The organism is Ruegeria sp. AB10, assembly GCF_056542745.1.
The window spans coordinates 155,513-170,458 of record NZ_JBQGAI010000006.1; the positions used below are offsets into that span (position 1 = coordinate 155,513).

General features: G+C 61.9%; 15 protein-coding genes. 7 read left to right on the forward strand and 8 right to left on the reverse strand.

Translation table 11 applies throughout. From position 1 onward, the window contains the following. Position 1: 1 nt before the first annotated feature. Both ACR0NT_RS13705 and ACR0NT_RS13710 read right to left on the reverse strand, forming a co-directional pair. On the reverse strand, positions 2-490 hold the full coding sequence (locus ACR0NT_RS13705) for a metal-dependent hydrolase (protein ID WP_170674079.1): 489 nt from the start codon (positions 488-490) through the stop codon (positions 2-4). After that, positions 490-1,260, reverse strand: coding sequence for an FCD domain-containing protein (locus ACR0NT_RS13710; RefSeq protein ID WP_170447961.1), 771 nt, complete (start codon positions 1,258-1,260; stop codon positions 490-492). Before ACR0NT_RS13710 ends, ACR0NT_RS13705 begins: the two co-directional genes overlap by 1 nt. Positions 1,261-1,408: 148 nt before the next feature. Here ACR0NT_RS13710 and ACR0NT_RS13715 point away from each other — a divergent pair, with 148 nt between their 5' ends. From ACR0NT_RS13715 to ACR0NT_RS13735, 5 genes are all read left to right on the forward strand, one after another. Further along, on the forward strand, positions 1,409-2,608 hold the full coding sequence (locus ACR0NT_RS13715) for an aminotransferase-like domain-containing protein (protein WP_170674078.1): 1,200 nt from the start codon (positions 1,409-1,411) through the stop codon (positions 2,606-2,608). 44 nt (positions 2,609-2,652) lie between these two features. Next, positions 2,653-3,060: a hypothetical protein gene (locus tag ACR0NT_RS13720; protein WP_170447967.1), complete on the forward strand. Its 408-nt coding sequence runs from the start codon at positions 2,653-2,655 to the stop codon at positions 3,058-3,060. A gap of 139 nt (positions 3,061-3,199) precedes the next feature. Then, on the forward strand, positions 3,200-6,655 hold the full coding sequence (locus ACR0NT_RS13725; RefSeq protein WP_170674076.1) for an AAA family ATPase: 3,456 nt from the start codon (positions 3,200-3,202) through the stop codon (positions 6,653-6,655). A gap of 54 nt (positions 6,656-6,709) precedes the next feature. Further along, positions 6,710-7,060, forward strand: coding sequence for a hypothetical protein (locus tag ACR0NT_RS13730; RefSeq protein WP_170674074.1), 351 nt, complete (start codon positions 6,710-6,712; stop codon positions 7,058-7,060). Between the two features lie 104 nt (positions 7,061-7,164). After that, on the forward strand, positions 7,165-7,938 hold the full coding sequence (locus ACR0NT_RS13735; RefSeq protein WP_170674072.1) for a hypothetical protein: 774 nt from the start codon (positions 7,165-7,167) through the stop codon (positions 7,936-7,938). Between the two features lie 71 nt (positions 7,939-8,009). On the opposite strand, the gene ACR0NT_RS13740 is transcribed toward ACR0NT_RS13735, so the two are convergent. From ACR0NT_RS13740 to cobD, 3 genes are read right to left on the reverse strand one after another with little or no spacing between them, the layout of a single operon-like run. After that, positions 8,010-9,173, reverse strand: coding sequence for a lytic murein transglycosylase (locus ACR0NT_RS13740; protein WP_170674070.1), 1,164 nt, complete (start codon positions 9,171-9,173; stop codon positions 8,010-8,012). A gap of 10 nt (positions 9,174-9,183) precedes the next feature. After that, positions 9,184-10,104, reverse strand: a complete 921-nt coding sequence (gene cbiB / locus ACR0NT_RS13745) for an adenosylcobinamide-phosphate synthase CbiB (protein ID WP_170674068.1) — start codon at positions 10,102-10,104, stop codon at positions 9,184-9,186. Further along, positions 10,101-11,066, reverse strand: coding sequence for a threonine-phosphate decarboxylase CobD (gene cobD / locus ACR0NT_RS13750; protein WP_170447986.1), 966 nt, complete (start codon positions 11,064-11,066; stop codon positions 10,101-10,103). The genes cbiB and cobD overlap by 4 nt, the downstream gene beginning before the upstream one ends. Before the next feature lie 183 nt (positions 11,067-11,249). Between cobD and ACR0NT_RS13755 the strand changes: the two genes are divergently transcribed. After that, positions 11,250-11,612, forward strand: a complete 363-nt coding sequence (locus ACR0NT_RS13755; protein WP_170447988.1) for a response regulator — start codon at positions 11,250-11,252, stop codon at positions 11,610-11,612. Here ACR0NT_RS13755 and ACR0NT_RS13760 read toward each other — a convergent pair. Further along, positions 11,594-12,583 (reverse strand): glutathione S-transferase family protein, encoded by a 990-nt coding sequence (locus tag ACR0NT_RS13760; RefSeq protein WP_170674066.1) that lies wholly within the window; start codon positions 12,581-12,583, stop codon positions 11,594-11,596. The genes ACR0NT_RS13755 and ACR0NT_RS13760 overlap by 19 nt on opposite strands. Positions 12,584-12,796: 213 nt before the next feature. On the opposite strand from ACR0NT_RS13760, the gene ACR0NT_RS13765 reads away from it, so the two are divergent. Next, positions 12,797-13,150: a hypothetical protein gene (locus ACR0NT_RS13765; RefSeq protein ID WP_170674064.1), complete on the forward strand. Its 354-nt coding sequence runs from the start codon at positions 12,797-12,799 to the stop codon at positions 13,148-13,150. 7 nt (positions 13,151-13,157) lie between these two features. Here ACR0NT_RS13765 and ACR0NT_RS13770 read toward each other — a convergent pair whose 3' ends face one another. Both ACR0NT_RS13770 and ACR0NT_RS13775 read right to left on the reverse strand, forming a co-directional pair. Continuing rightward, a complete protein-coding gene (locus ACR0NT_RS13770; RefSeq protein ID WP_170674062.1) occupies positions 13,158-13,685 on the reverse strand; it encodes a L,D-transpeptidase family protein in 528 nt (175 codons plus the stop codon). A gap of 4 nt (positions 13,686-13,689) precedes the next feature. Further along, entirely contained in the window at positions 13,690-14,862 is a 1,173-nt protein-coding gene (locus tag ACR0NT_RS13775; protein ID WP_170674060.1) for a PatB family C-S lyase, read from the reverse strand. Positions 14,863-14,946 lie beyond the last annotated feature (84 nt).

Below are 14,946 nucleotides of genomic sequence, written 5' to 3' on the forward strand. Positions count from 1 at the left end.
CTTAGCCGGTGCGGGCTGATCTGTTTCTGCCAGAGAAGAACACGATTAGGGCCAGAACGGTGATCCCGATCTCGACCATGAATGTCCAGTGGTTGAGAAACGAGAGTATCCAGTGCGAGTGTGTGGCCTCGACGGTCACGAGCGGGTGGGAAAACTCCGAAAACGGCCAAAGCCAGGCGATTTCTCCGACGATGGAATCCAGTGCCATATGGACCAGTCCACCGGCCCCAAAGAACGCCACGACACGCCCCGCCGGGGGCCAGCGCCATCCGGTGATTAATCCCGCCAACACAACCCCTGCCCACAATACCGGGCGATGTGTGAGGTATGCGTGGTGGTGATGTGCGCGATCATCGATCAGATAGAACCAAAGCATGTCCAGATCCGGTGCGATCGCGCCGAGCATTGCCGCAGCAAAGACGGCTTTGCCAGCATTCGGCGTGGCGGCCCGAAAGACCAGATAGGCGCCCGGTAAATGCCCGATGAACATCAGGTCTGGCCTGTCTCGTGCTGCAACCGTTGCTGCGCGATGGCTTCGTTGCGCTGGGCTTTCTGATGATCTTCCATGCACCGCTGAACAAACGCCAGATGCCGATGAATAGCGTCCCGCGCACCTTCGGGGTCGCGAGCCTGCAGGGCGGTGTTGATGGCGCGGTGCTGATCCAGAATGGCCCCGCGCGTGGTTTGCTGCTGGAACATGATTTGTCGGTTGTAGAACACGCCCTGCTGCAGCAGTTCGTACATCGATCGCATCATGTGCAGCATTACCACGTTATGGCTGGCTTCGATGATGGCCATGTGGAACTGAGCGTCCAGCTGCGCCTCATCCTCGCTAGCATTGCGTTCATGGGCGGCCTGCATCTTGTCGAAAATCGCCTGCACGACCTTCAGATCGCTGTCTGATCCCAACCGCGCGGCGCGTTCGGCAGCCAGCCCCTCGAGGTCCTTTCGGAACGATAGATAGTCGAACACCGCCTCTTCGTGGCTGCCGAACAACCGGACCAATGCCGGGGAAAAGGCCGAGCCCAGAACCTCGGCCACATAGATGCCTGATCCGGCCTTGGCAGTCAGAAGCCCCTGATCCTGCAGGTTCGAGATCGCCTCGCGCAGCGAAGGCCGCGATACGCCCAGCCGCTCTGCCAGCTCACGCTCTGCCGGAAGCCGTTCACCCGGCCGCAGGATACCGCGCAGGATCAGCATCTCGATCTGTTTTACCACCGCGATGGACAGCTTTTCGGGCTGGATTTTCTGAAAAGGCATGGGGGTGTTCCGGAATTGGTCAAGTCATATGACCACGTATTTGGGGGCGGTTCAAGGACGCCCGGTCACCGGGTTTTGTTACAATAGGTCAGGATAGTTGACTTTGTTGGCTGGGTGCCTAGTCTGCCCGACATAGAGGAGGAGACCGATGTCGACGAAAGACCTGTTTGCCACGCGGGCGTCCCGGATGAAGGCGTCCGAGATTCGCGAATTGCTCAAGCTGCTGGATCAGCCGGGGATCATTTCTTTTGCAGGTGGCATTCCCGATCCGGCGCTGTTTCCTGCGGATGGCTTTGCCACGGCGTTCCAGAACGCGTTGGGGCCCAAAAGCCAGGCGCAGGCGCTGCAATACTCCGTCAGCGAAGGATATGTGCCGCTGCGCGAATGGTTGGTCGATCACATGCGCCAGATCGGTATCGAGTGTGATCTGGACAATATCCTGATCACCTCGGGCTCGCAGCAGGCGCTGGACTACCTTGGCAAGCTCTATCTGTCGCCGGGTGACACGGCACTGGTCGGCTGGCCCACCTATCTGGGCGCGCTGGCGGCGTTCAATGCTTATGAACCACGTTTTGACCGGCTCAGCATCAACGGCAACCGCGGCGCAGCGGAGTACAGGGCGGCGGCGGGTGAGGGGGCAGTAAAGTTCGCCTATCTCTCGCCGGACTTCGCCAACCCGACCGGAGAAACCGTGGACCTTCGTGGCCGCGAATCCCTGCTGGATCTGGCCGAGGACCTTAACTGCGCGATCATCGAGGACGGGGCCTATCAGGCCCTGCGCTATGAAGGAGAGGCGATCCCGCCGGTTCTTGCGCTGGAACTGGCACGCAAGGGATCGATTGAAAACTGCCGGACGATCTATTGCGGCAGTTTCTCGAAAACCCTGTCTCCGGGATTGCGGGTCGGGTGGGTCGTGGCGGCCAAACCGGTGATCTCGCAACTGGTGCTGATGAAGCAGGCCGCCGATCTGCATTCGGCGACGATCAATCAGATGGCCATTAACGAGGTGGCGCGGGCCTGCTTTGACACGCATATCCCGATGCTGCATCGCGTCTACGGGGCCCGCCGAGATGCCATGCTGGACGCGTTGCAACGGCACATGCCGGATGGGGTCGAGTGGACCAAACCCGAGGGCGGCATGTTCATCTGGCTGACACTGCCCAAGGGGATGGTCGGGGCCGACCTGCTGGCGCGGGCGCTTGACACGGTCAAGGTCGCCTTTGTCCCCGGTCAGGCCTTCTTTCCGGATGGTTCCGGGGCAAATACGATCCGGTTGAGTTTCTCGAACTCGGATGAGGATACGATCCGTGAAGGCATCCATCGGTTGGGAGATGTGCTGCGAACCTGAGCCGGGAAAGGTTCTGTTAACCATATTGCGGCAAGTATGGGCGCATGATCCGGTATCTTTCCCTCCTCGTGCTGGCCGCCTGTTCGGCCGGCACGCCTTACTTTCGCGACGTGCCTGCCACCCGTATTTCGGTGAATGGCAGTGTGTTTGACGTGCGCGTGCGGGGAGACCTGGCCGAGGCTGTGCGGATCAACACTCAATACGCCCCGCGTCTGGGTCCGATCCGCGACCGGGCCGGGCTGGCTATGGCGCAGGTCTCGGGCTGTCCGATTCTGGATGTGCTGGGTGATGCGGCAGTGACCGTGGGCGTGCTGGGCTGCGACCGACAGGCGGGGGAACGGTTGCTGCTGACGGCTGTGTCGACCCCGAATTACGAGTGCGTCGATTACGGCATCTATGAAAACATCGGCAGCGGCTACGGATATCAGGTATTTGAGTGTACGCCCTACTGAGATACGCGCATTCCTGCGTATTTCGGCAAGATATTGTGGATAAGTCGGCCTGATGTCCCATATCCTGCGCAACTCCGTTGACTCGACCCCAATCCGTTGCGCAGACTTCCAGCTATAGGAATCACAGGACTTATTGCCTTTGCGCTTCAGCAAACTCAAACTCACCGGCTTCAAAAGCTTTGTCGATCCGACCGATCTGATCATCGCGGACGGGTTGACCGGTGTGGTGGGGCCGAATGGCTGCGGCAAGTCCAACCTTCTGGAAGCGTTGCGCTGGGTGATGGGGGAAAATCGCCCCAAATCCATGCGTGGCGGCGCGATGGAAGATGTGATCTTTGCCGGGGCAGCCACGCGCCCGGCCCGTAATTTTGCCGAAGTGGTCCTGACTATGGACAACTCGGAGCGTCTGGCACCTTCGGGGTTCAACGACGCGGATCAGCTGGAAATCGTACGTCGCATCACGCGCGATGTCGGCAGTGCTTACAAGACCAATGGCAAGGACGTGCGGGCGCGCGATGTGCAGATGCTGTTCGCTGATGCCTCGACCGGGGCGCATTCGCCCGCGCTGGTGGGGCAGAACCGCATCGCCGAATTGATCAACGCAAAGCCCCGCGCCCGTCGCCGTATTCTGGAAGAGGCTGCCGGGATTTCTGGCCTGTATCAGCGTCGGCACGAGGCCGAGCTGAAGTTGAAGGGGACCGAGGCCAATCTGACCCGCGTTGATGACGTACTGGAACAGCTTGGTGGTCAGCTGGCGCAACTCGCCCGTCAGGCCCGTCAGGCCGCGCGCTATCGCGAGATTGGCGAACAGTTGCGGCAGGCCGAGGGCATGCTGCTGTACCGGCGCTGGAAAGAGGCCGACATGGCCCGCCAGCAGGCCGAGGAAAAGCTGCGCGACCGCATCACCGAGGCGTCCCGCGCCGAGGCTGAGGCCCGCGCCGTCGCCACAAAACGCGCCGAGATCGAAGAAACCCTGCCGCCGCTGCGCGAAGAAGAGGCCATTGCTGCGGCGGTGTTGCAACGCCAGCAGGTCCAGCGCGATCAACTGTCGGATCAGGACACCCGCGCCCGCCAGACCATTGAAACGCTGACCAATCGCATTCAGCAGTTGGCCCATGATATCGAACGCGAGACTGGTCTGAACCGCGACGCAGGCCAGATGATCGAGCGTTTGGAATGGGAAGCGCGCGAGCTGGCCAAGGCTGCCGAAGGCCACGAAGACAAGGTTGCCGAGGCTGCCGAGATCGCCCACGAAGCCGCCGCGGTTTTGCAGAACCGCGAAGATCATCTGTCGCAGGAAACCGAGGACATGGCACGGCTTGTTGCCCGCCACCAGTCGGCGCAGCGTCTGGTCGAGGACAGCCGCAAGACGTTGACCCGGTCCGAGGGTGAAGAAGAAAAAGCACGTGCAGCCGTGGATGAGGCGCGCGGTGCCCTGACCCGCGCCAGCGAAGCATTTGAGGCGGCACAAGAGGGCGAAGAAGAAGCCCGCGAGGCCGCCGAAGCCGCCGAAGAGGCGCTGGCCGCCGCCGACGAGTTGCGCAACGACACCCAGGCGCGCGAGGCCGAAGCCCGCGCACAACGGTCCGAGGCCGAAGGTGAACTGGGCGCGATCCGCGCCGAAACCACCGCTCTGGCCAAGCTGGTCGAGCGCGACACGGCTGAGGGCGGGCAGGTGCTGGACCTGCTGCGCGTGGAGCCTGGCTATGAAAAGGCTTTGGGCGCGGCTCTGGCCGATGATCTGCGCGCACCTCTGGTCGAAGGGGATGGCCCCTCGGGCTGGGTGCAGGTTGCGGGTTACGACGCCGACCAGCATCTGCCGGACGGGGTTGAGCCGCTGGCATTGCATGTTTCGGGGCCGGATCGTCTCAGCCGCCGGATTGCGCAGATCGGATTGGTCGATGCGGATCAGGGCGCGCGACTGCAAGCCTCGTTGAAACCCGGTCAGCGGCTGGTGTCGCGCTCGGGCGATCTGTGGCGTTGGGACGGGTTCCGCGCCTGGGCCGAGGATGCGCCCAGTGCGGCGGCCTTGCGTTTGGAGCAACTCAATAAGCTGGAAGCACTGAAACAGGAGCTTGCCCGGACCGAAGCGCAGGCAGAAGGTGCCCGCGCCGCGCACGAGGCGCTGTCGCAGCAACTGGCCGACGTGACCGAAGCCGACCGCCGCGCGCGCGAGGCCCGCCGCGCCGCCGATCAACGCATGGCTGAAACCGCGCGTCAGCTCAGCCGCGCCGAGGCCGACCGCAATCTGGCGCAGGGCAAGCTGGAGACCCTGACCCTTGCCGTCGACCGCCACAAGGAAGACGCCATGTCCGCCCGCGCGCAACTGCGCGAGGCTGAGGGCGCGCTGGCCGGTCTGGGTGATCTCGACAGCGCCCGTTCGCAGGTCGAGGATATCAAGCAGACGGTAGAGGCGGCGCGGATCACCATGCTGACTCACCGCTCGACCCATGACGAGCTGCGCCGCGAGGGTGAGGCCCGCACCCGCCGCACGCAGGAGGTGACCAAGGACCTCAGCGGCTGGAAGCACCGCCTGGAAACGGCCGAGAAACGGATTTCCGAATTGGCGGAACGCAAGGAAAGCTCGGAAGAGGAGCTATCCGAAGCCATGGCCGCCCCTGCCGAGATCGCCGAGGCGCGGGAAGAGCTGAACGAACTGATCGAAGCCGCCGAGGCCCGCCGGGCAGAGGCCGCCGACAAGCTGGCCGAGGCCGAAACCCAACAACGAGAGGTCGTGCTGGCCGAGCGGGATGCGGAACGTCTGGCCTCGGAGGCGCGTGAGACCCGGGCAGCAGCTGAAGCACGGTGTGATGCGGCCAAGGAAAGCGTATCCGCTGCGGCCGAACGGATTGCCGAAGATCAGCAGCTGACGCCGAACCAGTTGCTGAACCAACTGGACGTGAACCCGGATCAGATGCCTGCTGCGGATGCGCTGGAGGCTGAAGTCAACCGCCACAAACGTCAGCGCGATGCGATGGGGGCGGTGAACCTGCGCGCCGAAGAGGACAGCAAGGAAGTTCAGGAAGAGTTTGACACTCTGAACACCGAAAAGGCCGATCTGGAAGAGGCGATCAAGGCGCTGCGGAGCGGCATCGCCAGCCTCAACCGCGAAGGGCGCGAGCGTCTGCTGACCGCGTTCGAGCAGGTGAACTCGAACTTTGCGATGCTGTTCAAACACCTGTTTGGTGGCGGTGAAGCCAATCTCGTCATGGTCGAAAGCGACGATCCGCTGGATGCGGGGCTTGAGATCATGTGCCAGCCGCCGGGCAAGAAGCTGTCGACCCTCAGCCTGTTGTCGGGCGGTGAACAGACCCTGACCGCGACCGCGCTGATCTTTGGCGTCTTCCTCGCCAATCCGGCGCCGATCTGTGTGCTGGATGAGGTCGACGCGCCGCTGGACGACGCCAACGTGACCCGGTTCTGCGATCTGCTGGACGAGATGTGCCGCCAGACCGACACGCGGTTCCTGATCATCACCCATCACGCGGTGACGATGGCGCGGATGGACCGGCTGTTCGGCGTAACCATGCAGGAACAGGGCGTCAGCCAACTGGTCTCGGTCGACCTGAAAAAGGCCGAACAGATGGTGGCCTGACCGCTCACCGCAACGTTATGACCATCTGGCGGCCCCACAGGGTAAGCTGGCCGTATGACCCGATTTCTGATCCTTGCCCTGCTGACCGCCACCCCGGCCATCGCCGCCGAGTGGCCGACCAAACCCGGAGATGTGCCTCTGTCCTCCGAGGAACTGAACGCGTTAGCAGGCCAGACCTTCACCTTCTACGATGACGGTCAGGCTGCTTTCTCGGCAGGTGGGGCCTATTCCTATACCTACGCCAGCGGAGACGCGGCCTTTGGCACGTACTCCATCGCCGAGGACGGCAGCGTCTGCATCGCCTATCGCAACGGGTTTAGCCGGTGTGATTTGTATGTCCGCAGTGGAGAGAGGCTGATCCTGATCGATGAGAAAGGGGATCGGTATCCGGTGCGGCCGGAGTGAACCCGCGAATCCCCGGATCGGTTTCGCCAGTTTTGATCGACGGTTTGGAGCGTTGTCGGCGGGTGCAACATAGTTTTGACATAGTCAAGGTTACACTCCGCCCTATGGATGTGCATGATTTTCAAAAACGAATTGCCGATTTCCTTGTCAGTCAGGCGACCAAAGGCCCCGGCGTAACTGAAGAGGCAGAAGCGCTTCGGCGAGAGCTTGATGTTGCAATTGCCGAGTACGGGGAAACTATTCCGGAATTAGAGCAGTTTGCCGCTCAGCTTGATCTGTTGAAAGAAGTGGCGAGCAATCAGGATCTTGCTGACTTGCTCGCTGAACAGGCCATGAGCGAGTACGAGCCGGATCCACCGGTTTTTGACGCCATTTCTGATGGGAATGTTGCAGCTGTTGTCGCGGCGTTGGAGGACTGGGAGATCAATACGCCCCACGGTGAATTTCAGACGACAGCGCTCTATAAAGCTATGTCTTGTATGTTCGGTGTGTCGCTGGATGTCGTGCGTCTGCTGTTGGATCGTGGCGCCGATCCGAATCTCGGGCTGGGGACAAAAACCAATGTTTTGCATGGTCTGGGGTTTGGAAGATGTGATGACGTTGATCCAAATGAGCTGGCCGAGGTGATCAGGCGATGCGTCGTTTTGGGTGCAGATATCGAGCAGCGATCGGAACGCCTGAAATGGACGCCTTTGATCACGGCCGCCTCCGAGTGGAACCCCGTGGCTGTTGAAGCGCTTGTTCTGGCAGGCGCTGATATTCACGCCCGTGCGGGTGACATTTCGGGTGTCTGCTTTGCGGGCGAGACCGCTCGGGCTTTCGCCGAAGGGCACGAGGCAACTGTGGCAGTCTTTGATCGCTACCTGAATTCAGTTTGAGGCGCGTTTCGCATCTTGGTTCCTTTGCAAATTGCAGCAATCGGAACTACAGGCTCGCGGCAGGTTTCGCCTCACAAGTTGTTCAGCAACTCCACGGTCGGCCACGCATCCGTTGGCAACCCAAGCCGCGCCTGTTCGGCCTGAACCGCAGCCCGCGTACCAGCCCCAAGAATGCCGTCGATCTTGCCGACATCATAGCCTCGGGCCTGCAGCTTGCTCTGTAGCTGCTTCATCTGTGCGCCCGACAGGCCCTGCGCCGGGTTGCCCGCGTTGTAGACCTGCGCGCCCTCAAGCCGCGTGCCGAAATATGCGGCGGTCAGGACGTAGACAAAGCTCTGGTTCCATTCGAAATAGACATCGAAATTCGGATAGGCCAGAAAGGCAGGGCCGTTGTGCCCCTGCGGCAGGATCAGCGAGGCGGGCAGGTTGGCCAGCGACCCATTGCGCGCCTGAATGCCCATCGCTTGCCATTCGGACACCGGGCGCGGTTTGCCGGGGCCGGACAGCGACCAGTCCATCTGCGCGGGCACTGTGACCTCTTGCAGCCAGGGCTGGCCGGGCTGCCAGCCCAGATGCGACAGCATCTTGGCACCCGACATCAGGGCATCCGGGGCCGAGGTTTTCAGCGAGACCTTGCCATCACCATCCGCATCCACGCCGTTTTCGATAATGTCACGCGGAAGCATCTGCACCATGCCGATCTCTCCGGCCCAGGCGCCGGTGGTGCGGGCGGGGTCGAAATTACCCTGCTGGTACAGCTCAATCGCCGCGAAAACCTGCGGGCGGAACAATTCCGGGCGGCGGCAGTCATGGGCCAGCGTCACCAGCGCATTGCGGGTGTTGAAATCGCCCTGAAACGCGCCGTAGTCAGTTTCAAACGCCCAGAAGGCCAGAAGCACCCCGCGCGAGACGCCGTATTCGGCTTCGATCCTGTCGAACACCGCGTCGTATTTACGTGACATGGCCTGACCGCGATCGATCCTGTTCTGCGAGATCAGGTGGCGGGAAAAGTCGATGAACGGTTTCTGGAACACGCCCTGCGCGCGGTCCGCTTTCAGAACCGCGCCGTCCTGCTGCACGCCCTTGAAGAACGCATTGACGGTGGATTTGTCGAACCCCTGCTGGACGGCCTCGCCCTTCAGGCCTTTGACAAAGGCATTGAACCCACCGCCGCATTGGGCCAGGGCGGGCGAGGCGAACAGGGTGGCGGCAACAAGGCCAGAGAGAAAGCGCATGGTGGCTCCGTCAGAAAATAAAGTTGAGCCCAACCCACACCGACACGAGGCCGAGCGCAAGTCCCCAGACCTTCCATAGCATGACACATGCGCGGAAAACCTCCGGCGCGCCAATGTCGCGTGGAGCACCGCCGTTGACCCAGGCCAGATCGCGAACCTGGCCGTCATAGCTGCGCGGGCCGGCAAGGGCGACGTTCAGGGCGCGGGCCATCGCTGCCTCGGGCCATCCGGCGTTGGGCGAGATATGGCGGCGCGCATCCGCAACCATCTCGGGCCAGCGTGCCCATTGGCCCGACAGTGCCACGATCATCACGCAGGTCAGGCGGGCCGGGATCAGGTTCAGCACATCGTCCAGACGGGCAGCGGCCCAGCCGAAGTCGCGGTATTTTTCGGTGCGATAGCCGATCATGCTGTCGGCGGTGTTGACCGCCTTGTAGATCAGCAGGCCCGGCAACCCGGCGACCAGAAACCAGAAAACAGGCGCGATGACACCGTCGCTGAGGTTTTCCGCGGCGCTTTCGATTGCGGACCGGGCCACCTGCGCCTCGGTCATGTCGCGCGTGTCGCGCGAGACGATCATGGCGACCTTCGCCCGCCCTTCGGCAAGCGATGCGCGCAGCCCTTCACCCACGTCCCGCACATGGGTCACCAGAGATTTCTGGGCCAGCAGGATGGCGCAGATGACGATCTCAACCACCGGTCCCAGCAGGGTCAGCAGCCGCCCGAGAATCAGCGCGCCGCAAATCAGCAGGATCGCCACACCGACACCTTTCAACTGCCGCTGCGCCCCATGATTCAGGCGCCGGTCCAGCCAGCCGATTAGGTTACCCGTCATCACCGCCGGATGTTTCACCCGCGACCACAACCAGTCCGGTTCACCCAAAGCGGCGTCCATGCACATGGCACAGACGAGCAGGAAGGCCGTGCTCACAACGCGGCCTCCAACCTGCTCCAACCGTCAGCGGGGGGCAGGCCAAGCCGCAGGTAGGTTTTGGAATAGGGGAAGATGCGGCTCCAGATATGGGCGCGGGCCAGTCGGTCCTGCCAACCGGCGGCGCTGTCCACCTCATACAGGCGGAACAGGGTGGTGCCGCCCACAAGGGTCGCGCCCTTGGTGGTTATCAGATCGTCCAATCGGGCGGCCTCGGCGGTCAGGTGCCGTCGGGTGGCCTTGGCCCATTCATCGTCCTGTAACGCGCGTGTTCCGATCCGCAGGGCGGGGCCGGACACGGCCCAGGGTCCGGTCAGGTCGTTCAAGCGCGAGATCAGGTCAGGCTGACCAATGGCGAAACCCAGCCGCAATCCGGCCAGGCCCCAGAATTTGCCGAAGCTCTTCAGTACGATCACGCCGGGCCGGGCAGCAAGATGGATCAGCGACGCCTCGGGGCTGACATCGCAAAAGCTCTCGTCGATCACGGTCAGCGGGGCGTTTGCGTCCGCCTCGGTCCAGATCCGCCCGTCGGGGTTGTTCGGGTGCACGATAACGCGGGCCTCGGCCGGAGTGTCGGGCTGTACGGACCAACCCTGTGCGGCAAAGGCGGCGGCGTGTTCGTTATAGGTGGGCGTCGTGATCTGCACTCGGCCCTTCGGTGCAAGTGCCGGAATGCGCGCAATCACGGCCGAGGCGCCGGGCGCGGGCAGGATCGCCGCGCTTTTGGGAACGGACCAGAACCGTCGGGCGGCCTCTGTCAGGTGTTCGAACGCGCCGTGATCGGGCAATTCGGTCCAGTCCGAGGGGATCAGGCCGTTAACCTGATACGGGTGCGGGTTGATCCCGGTGGACAAGTCCATCCATTCGGCGCGGGTTCCGCCATAGCTGGCGATGGCCCCGTCCAGTCCCCCGCCATGATCGCGCGCGGCGCGTGGGTTCAAATTCTCGTTATCGCCTGCCATGGGGTTTCTCGCCGGAATCGCTTGTTTCGGCCTGCTTCAAGCGGATTTTTGCCGTTTATACAAGCAAATCCGCCCGTTCGGAGCCGCCAACTGATGCCGTTAACACTTTGTTAAGGATTAAGCGTGATCACGATTAATGGGGGACGGCACCAGACACCACATCATGGGCCGAGGTTGTTGCGAATGAATGTTTTGATTGTTGAGAGTAACCCCGATCTTGCGCGGGTCTGGAAAAGGCATCTGGAACGGCACGGCGCCGAAGTGACGCTGGTGCCGGGGCAAGAGGCCGCGATTCTTGCGCTTTATGGCCAGGATTTCGATATCATCGTGCTGGATCTGGTGCTGGAAACCGGCAGCGCGCTGGCGGTGGCCGATTTCGCCAGCTACCGCCGCCCCGAGGCACGGGTGATCTTTGTCACCAACACCACATTTTTCTCGGACGGGTCGATCTTTGCCCATAGTCCCAACGCCTGCGCCTATGTGCAAAGCGCAACGCCGCCAGAGGATCTGGCGGCGATGGTCGAACATTACGCCGCGGGCCGCTGATCGCGCCTGTGCGGTTCCAGATAATCCAGAACAGGGTTCACCGGGATGATCCGGTGCGGGTTTATCGTGTCGTGGCTGTAGTGGTAATGACGCACGATATGGGTCATGTTCACGGTCCCCGCGACACCCGGCCACTGGTACAACTCGCGGGTATAGGCCCATAGGTTCGGGTAATCGACCAGCCGCTGGCGGTTGCATTTGAAGTGCAGGTGGTAGACCGGGTCAAAGCGGATCAGGGTGGTGAACAGGCGCCAGTCTGCCTCGGTCACGCGGTCGCCCATCAGGTAGCGGTTCCGGGTCAGGCGATCTTCGAGCCAGTCCAGCGTGTCGAACAGCGGGGTTACGGCTGCGTCATAAGCCTGTTGGGTGGTGGCAAAGCCCGCTTTGTAGACGCCGTTATTGACGTCGGAATAGATGCGCGCGTTGACCTTTTCGATCTCGTCCCGCATCGCTTTGGGCCAATAGTCGTCGGTGTTGCCGGTGATCCCGTCAAAGGCCGCGTTGAACATGCGGATGATTTCCGAGCTTTCGTTGGAAACGATGGTCTCTTGCCGTTTGTCCCACAGGATCGGCACGGTGACACGGCCCGTATAGGCGGGGTCGGCCTTGGTATAAATCTGATGCGCGAAGTCGAAGCCATAGAGCGTATCCCCGGTCGCACCGTAATCATCCGTTTCGAAGGTCCATCCCTTGTCCAGCATGTCCGGATGCACAACCGAGACCGAGATCAGGTCGCTCAGCCCTTTCAGTTCGCGGAAGATCAGCGTGCGGTGCGCCCAGGGGCAGGCGTGGCTGACATAGAGGTGATAGCGGTCAGCCTCTGCCTTGAAGCCGCCCGTACCGGATGGGCCTACGCTGCCATCGGCGGTCAGCCAGTTGCGAAACTGCGCGGCGCTGCGTTTGAAGGCGCCGCCGGTGGATTTGGTGTCATACCAGGTGTCGTGCCATTTGCCGTCGACCAACAGGCCCATTGCGTATCCTCCGCTTATACGTTTCGGCAAACATAGGGTTCCGAAAGGGGCCTTCCCACGTCAGGTACCGCGCACCAAGTCTGCGTGGGTGCACAAGCCGGATTGAGATTTCCGCGCAACAGATCGAATTGCTGCCACGCTATGTGACCGTCTTCACTGGATTTTTACAGTCAATGCCGCACAATGGAGTCCGTTTTCCGGGGGGAATTTATTATGACAACCTATGTTTCTAAGGAGATGAGCGCCGAATTGTATGCGGCGCGAATCGCGGGATTAAAGAAAACCAGCCGCCTTCGCGTCGAATTTGGCGACAATACCTTTAAAATTCTGAGATTGTGGAAAGATGGTTTTACGGTTGAGGCCGAAACCACGCCACAACTGCGCGGGCTGGTCGATATCTACGATGGCGCGCGCCACCTCTACCAATGCCTGATCATCGCGGATGACGAGGAAGCGGGTGAGATGCGTTACGAGTTCAAGCGCAGTACCGCCGCCGCCGACAAGGCTCCGCTGGATTTCTACCGCGCGCCGGACGCTCCGATCGCGTTGCTGGGGTATGAGGACTAGGGGGCAACTAGGGGCGGATTTCAACCACTGTGCCGTTGCGTGTCAGGCTCCAAAGCTGCGTCATCTCGGCATTTGGCAGGGCGATGCAGCCCGCCGTCCAGTCTCCGGGCAATGTCAGACCTGCGACGCCGTTCGGTTGCCCGTGGATGAAGATGTCTCCGCCGGGATCAATGCCCTGACTTTGGGCGCGGTCGATATCTTCGGGTAAGGGGTAGTTGATCCCGAGTGAGAGGTGAAAAGCGCTCTGCGGATTGCGCCGGTCGATCCGAAATATCCCAACCGGGGTCTTGCCGTCACCTTCCTGCTGTTTATCGCCTTCGGGCTCGAACCCCAAGGCCACATCCGCCTGCATGACAATTGCACCGTCCAGAGATGCGGTCAGTCGGCGGGCGGATTTCTCGATCAGGATATGGTCGATCTGCGTGGCCTCAGGGGCCATTGGCGGCGCGGGCGCGCGCGGGCCGTAACGATGCCAGCCAATCCACGCCGCGCCCATCAGGCCGATCAGCAGGGCAATACGGGTGATCCGCCGCATGGTCTTATTGCAAATCGGCAAATGCATGTTTCAGGCGGGCGCAGGCCTCTTCCACGCGCACGCGTTGGGTGGCGAGGTTGAACCGTTCGAAATTCTCTCCGCCCGGGCCGAAACCGGGGCCGGAGGAGGTGGCGATCCTGGCGTCTTCGCGTAGCCGGCGAACGAACTCATCGTGATCCATGCCGGTGCCTGAATAATCGACCCAGGCCAGATAGGTTGCCTGCAGGGGCATCGACCACAGGCCGGGGATTTCGGCGATGGCCGCGTCGAACAGTTTTCGGTTGCTGTCCAGATGGGCGATCTGCTCATCGACCCAAGCCGCGCCTGCCGGAGAATAGGCGGCGGTGATCATGGCGACACCCAGCGCGCTGGGTGCATAATCCAACGTGTGCAGCCGATAGCGCATGGCCGCGCGCAGCTCGGGGTCGGGGATGATCATGTTGCCGGTGCGCTGGCCTGCAATGTTGAACGTCTTGGATGCTGCCGTCAGCGTCACTGTCCACGGCCGCGCATCGGGGGCGGCCACGTCCATCGGCACAAACGTGTGGCCGGGATAGACCAGATCGTGGTGAATCTCGTCCGAAACAAGGATCAGCCCGTTCCGTTCGGCAAACGCGGCCACGGCGCGCAGTTCGTCCGGTGTCCAGACCCGCCCCGAGGGGTTCTGCGGCGAGCACCACAGCAACATCTTTTCCGATCCGTCCAGCCGCGACTGTGCGTCTTCCAGATCGACGCCATAGCTGTCGCCTTCTCGGGCCAGCGGACACTCGACCACGCGGCGACCGGTTTTATTCACCTTGTAGGCAAATTCATGGTAGACGGGTGTGAAGATCACCACCCCGTCCCCGGGTTCAGTCCAGACGTCCAAACATAGGGCGATGGCATTGCCCAACCCCTGTGACGTGAGCGCCCAATCGGTGTCGATGTCCCAATCGTGCCGGTTCTTCATCCACCACTGGACCGAGGCCAGATAATCGGGGTGCGTCCAGGAATAACCAAACACACCGTGTTCGGCCGCTTCGCGCACCGCTTCGATCACGCAGGGTGCGGTGGCATAGTCGGAATCGGCCGTCCACATGGCCAGCCCGTCCTGCGGCGACACGCCGTACAGGTCCTCCATCTTGTCCCATTTGGAACTGTTGGTTCCGCGGCGGTCGGTCAGGTCGTTGAAAGTCATGTCTGCTCCGTCTGTTGGGGGAAAGCTAGCCACAATTGCGGCAGGCGCAAGGGGGGCGTTGCGGCGGGGGGCGGGATGGCCTAC

Bases quoted from the DNA above. Each gene is read 5' to 3' on its own strand.
- ACR0NT_RS13740 (WP_170674070.1), bottom strand. From the start codon at position 9,173: ATGCGCTTTCTCTCTGGCCTTGTTGCCGCCACCCTGTTCGCCTCGCCC.
- ACR0NT_RS13735 (WP_170674072.1), top strand. From the start codon at position 7,165: ATGGATGTGCATGATTTTCAAAAACGAATTGCCGATTTCCTTGTCAGT.
- ACR0NT_RS13710 (WP_170447961.1), bottom strand. From the start codon at position 1,260: ATGCCTTTTCAGAAAATCCAGCCCGAAAAGCTGTCCATCGCGGTGGTA.
- ACR0NT_RS13715 (WP_170674078.1), top strand. From the start codon at position 1,409: ATGTCGACGAAAGACCTGTTTGCCACGCGGGCGTCCCGGATGAAGGCG.
- ACR0NT_RS13720 (WP_170447967.1), top strand. From the start codon at position 2,653: ATGATCCGGTATCTTTCCCTCCTCGTGCTGGCCGCCTGTTCGGCCGGC.
- ACR0NT_RS13760 (WP_170674066.1), bottom strand. From the start codon at position 12,583: ATGGGCCTGTTGGTCGACGGCAAATGGCACGACACCTGGTATGACACC.
- ACR0NT_RS13765 (WP_170674064.1), top strand. From the start codon at position 12,797: ATGACAACCTATGTTTCTAAGGAGATGAGCGCCGAATTGTATGCGGCG.
- ACR0NT_RS13770 (WP_170674062.1), bottom strand. From the start codon at position 13,685: ATGCGGCGGATCACCCGTATTGCCCTGCTGATCGGCCTGATGGGCGCG.
- ACR0NT_RS13775 (WP_170674060.1), bottom strand. From the start codon at position 14,862: ATGACTTTCAACGACCTGACCGACCGCCGCGGAACCAACAGTTCCAAA.
- ACR0NT_RS13705 (WP_170674079.1), bottom strand. From the start codon at position 490: ATGTTCATCGGGCATTTACCGGGCGCCTATCTGGTCTTTCGGGCCGCC.
- ACR0NT_RS13730 (WP_170674074.1), top strand. From the start codon at position 6,710: ATGACCCGATTTCTGATCCTTGCCCTGCTGACCGCCACCCCGGCCATC.
- ACR0NT_RS13755 (WP_170447988.1), top strand. From the start codon at position 11,250: ATGAATGTTTTGATTGTTGAGAGTAACCCCGATCTTGCGCGGGTCTGG.
- cobD (WP_170447986.1), bottom strand. From the start codon at position 11,066: ATGGCAGGCGATAACGAGAATTTGAACCCACGCGCCGCGCGCGATCAT.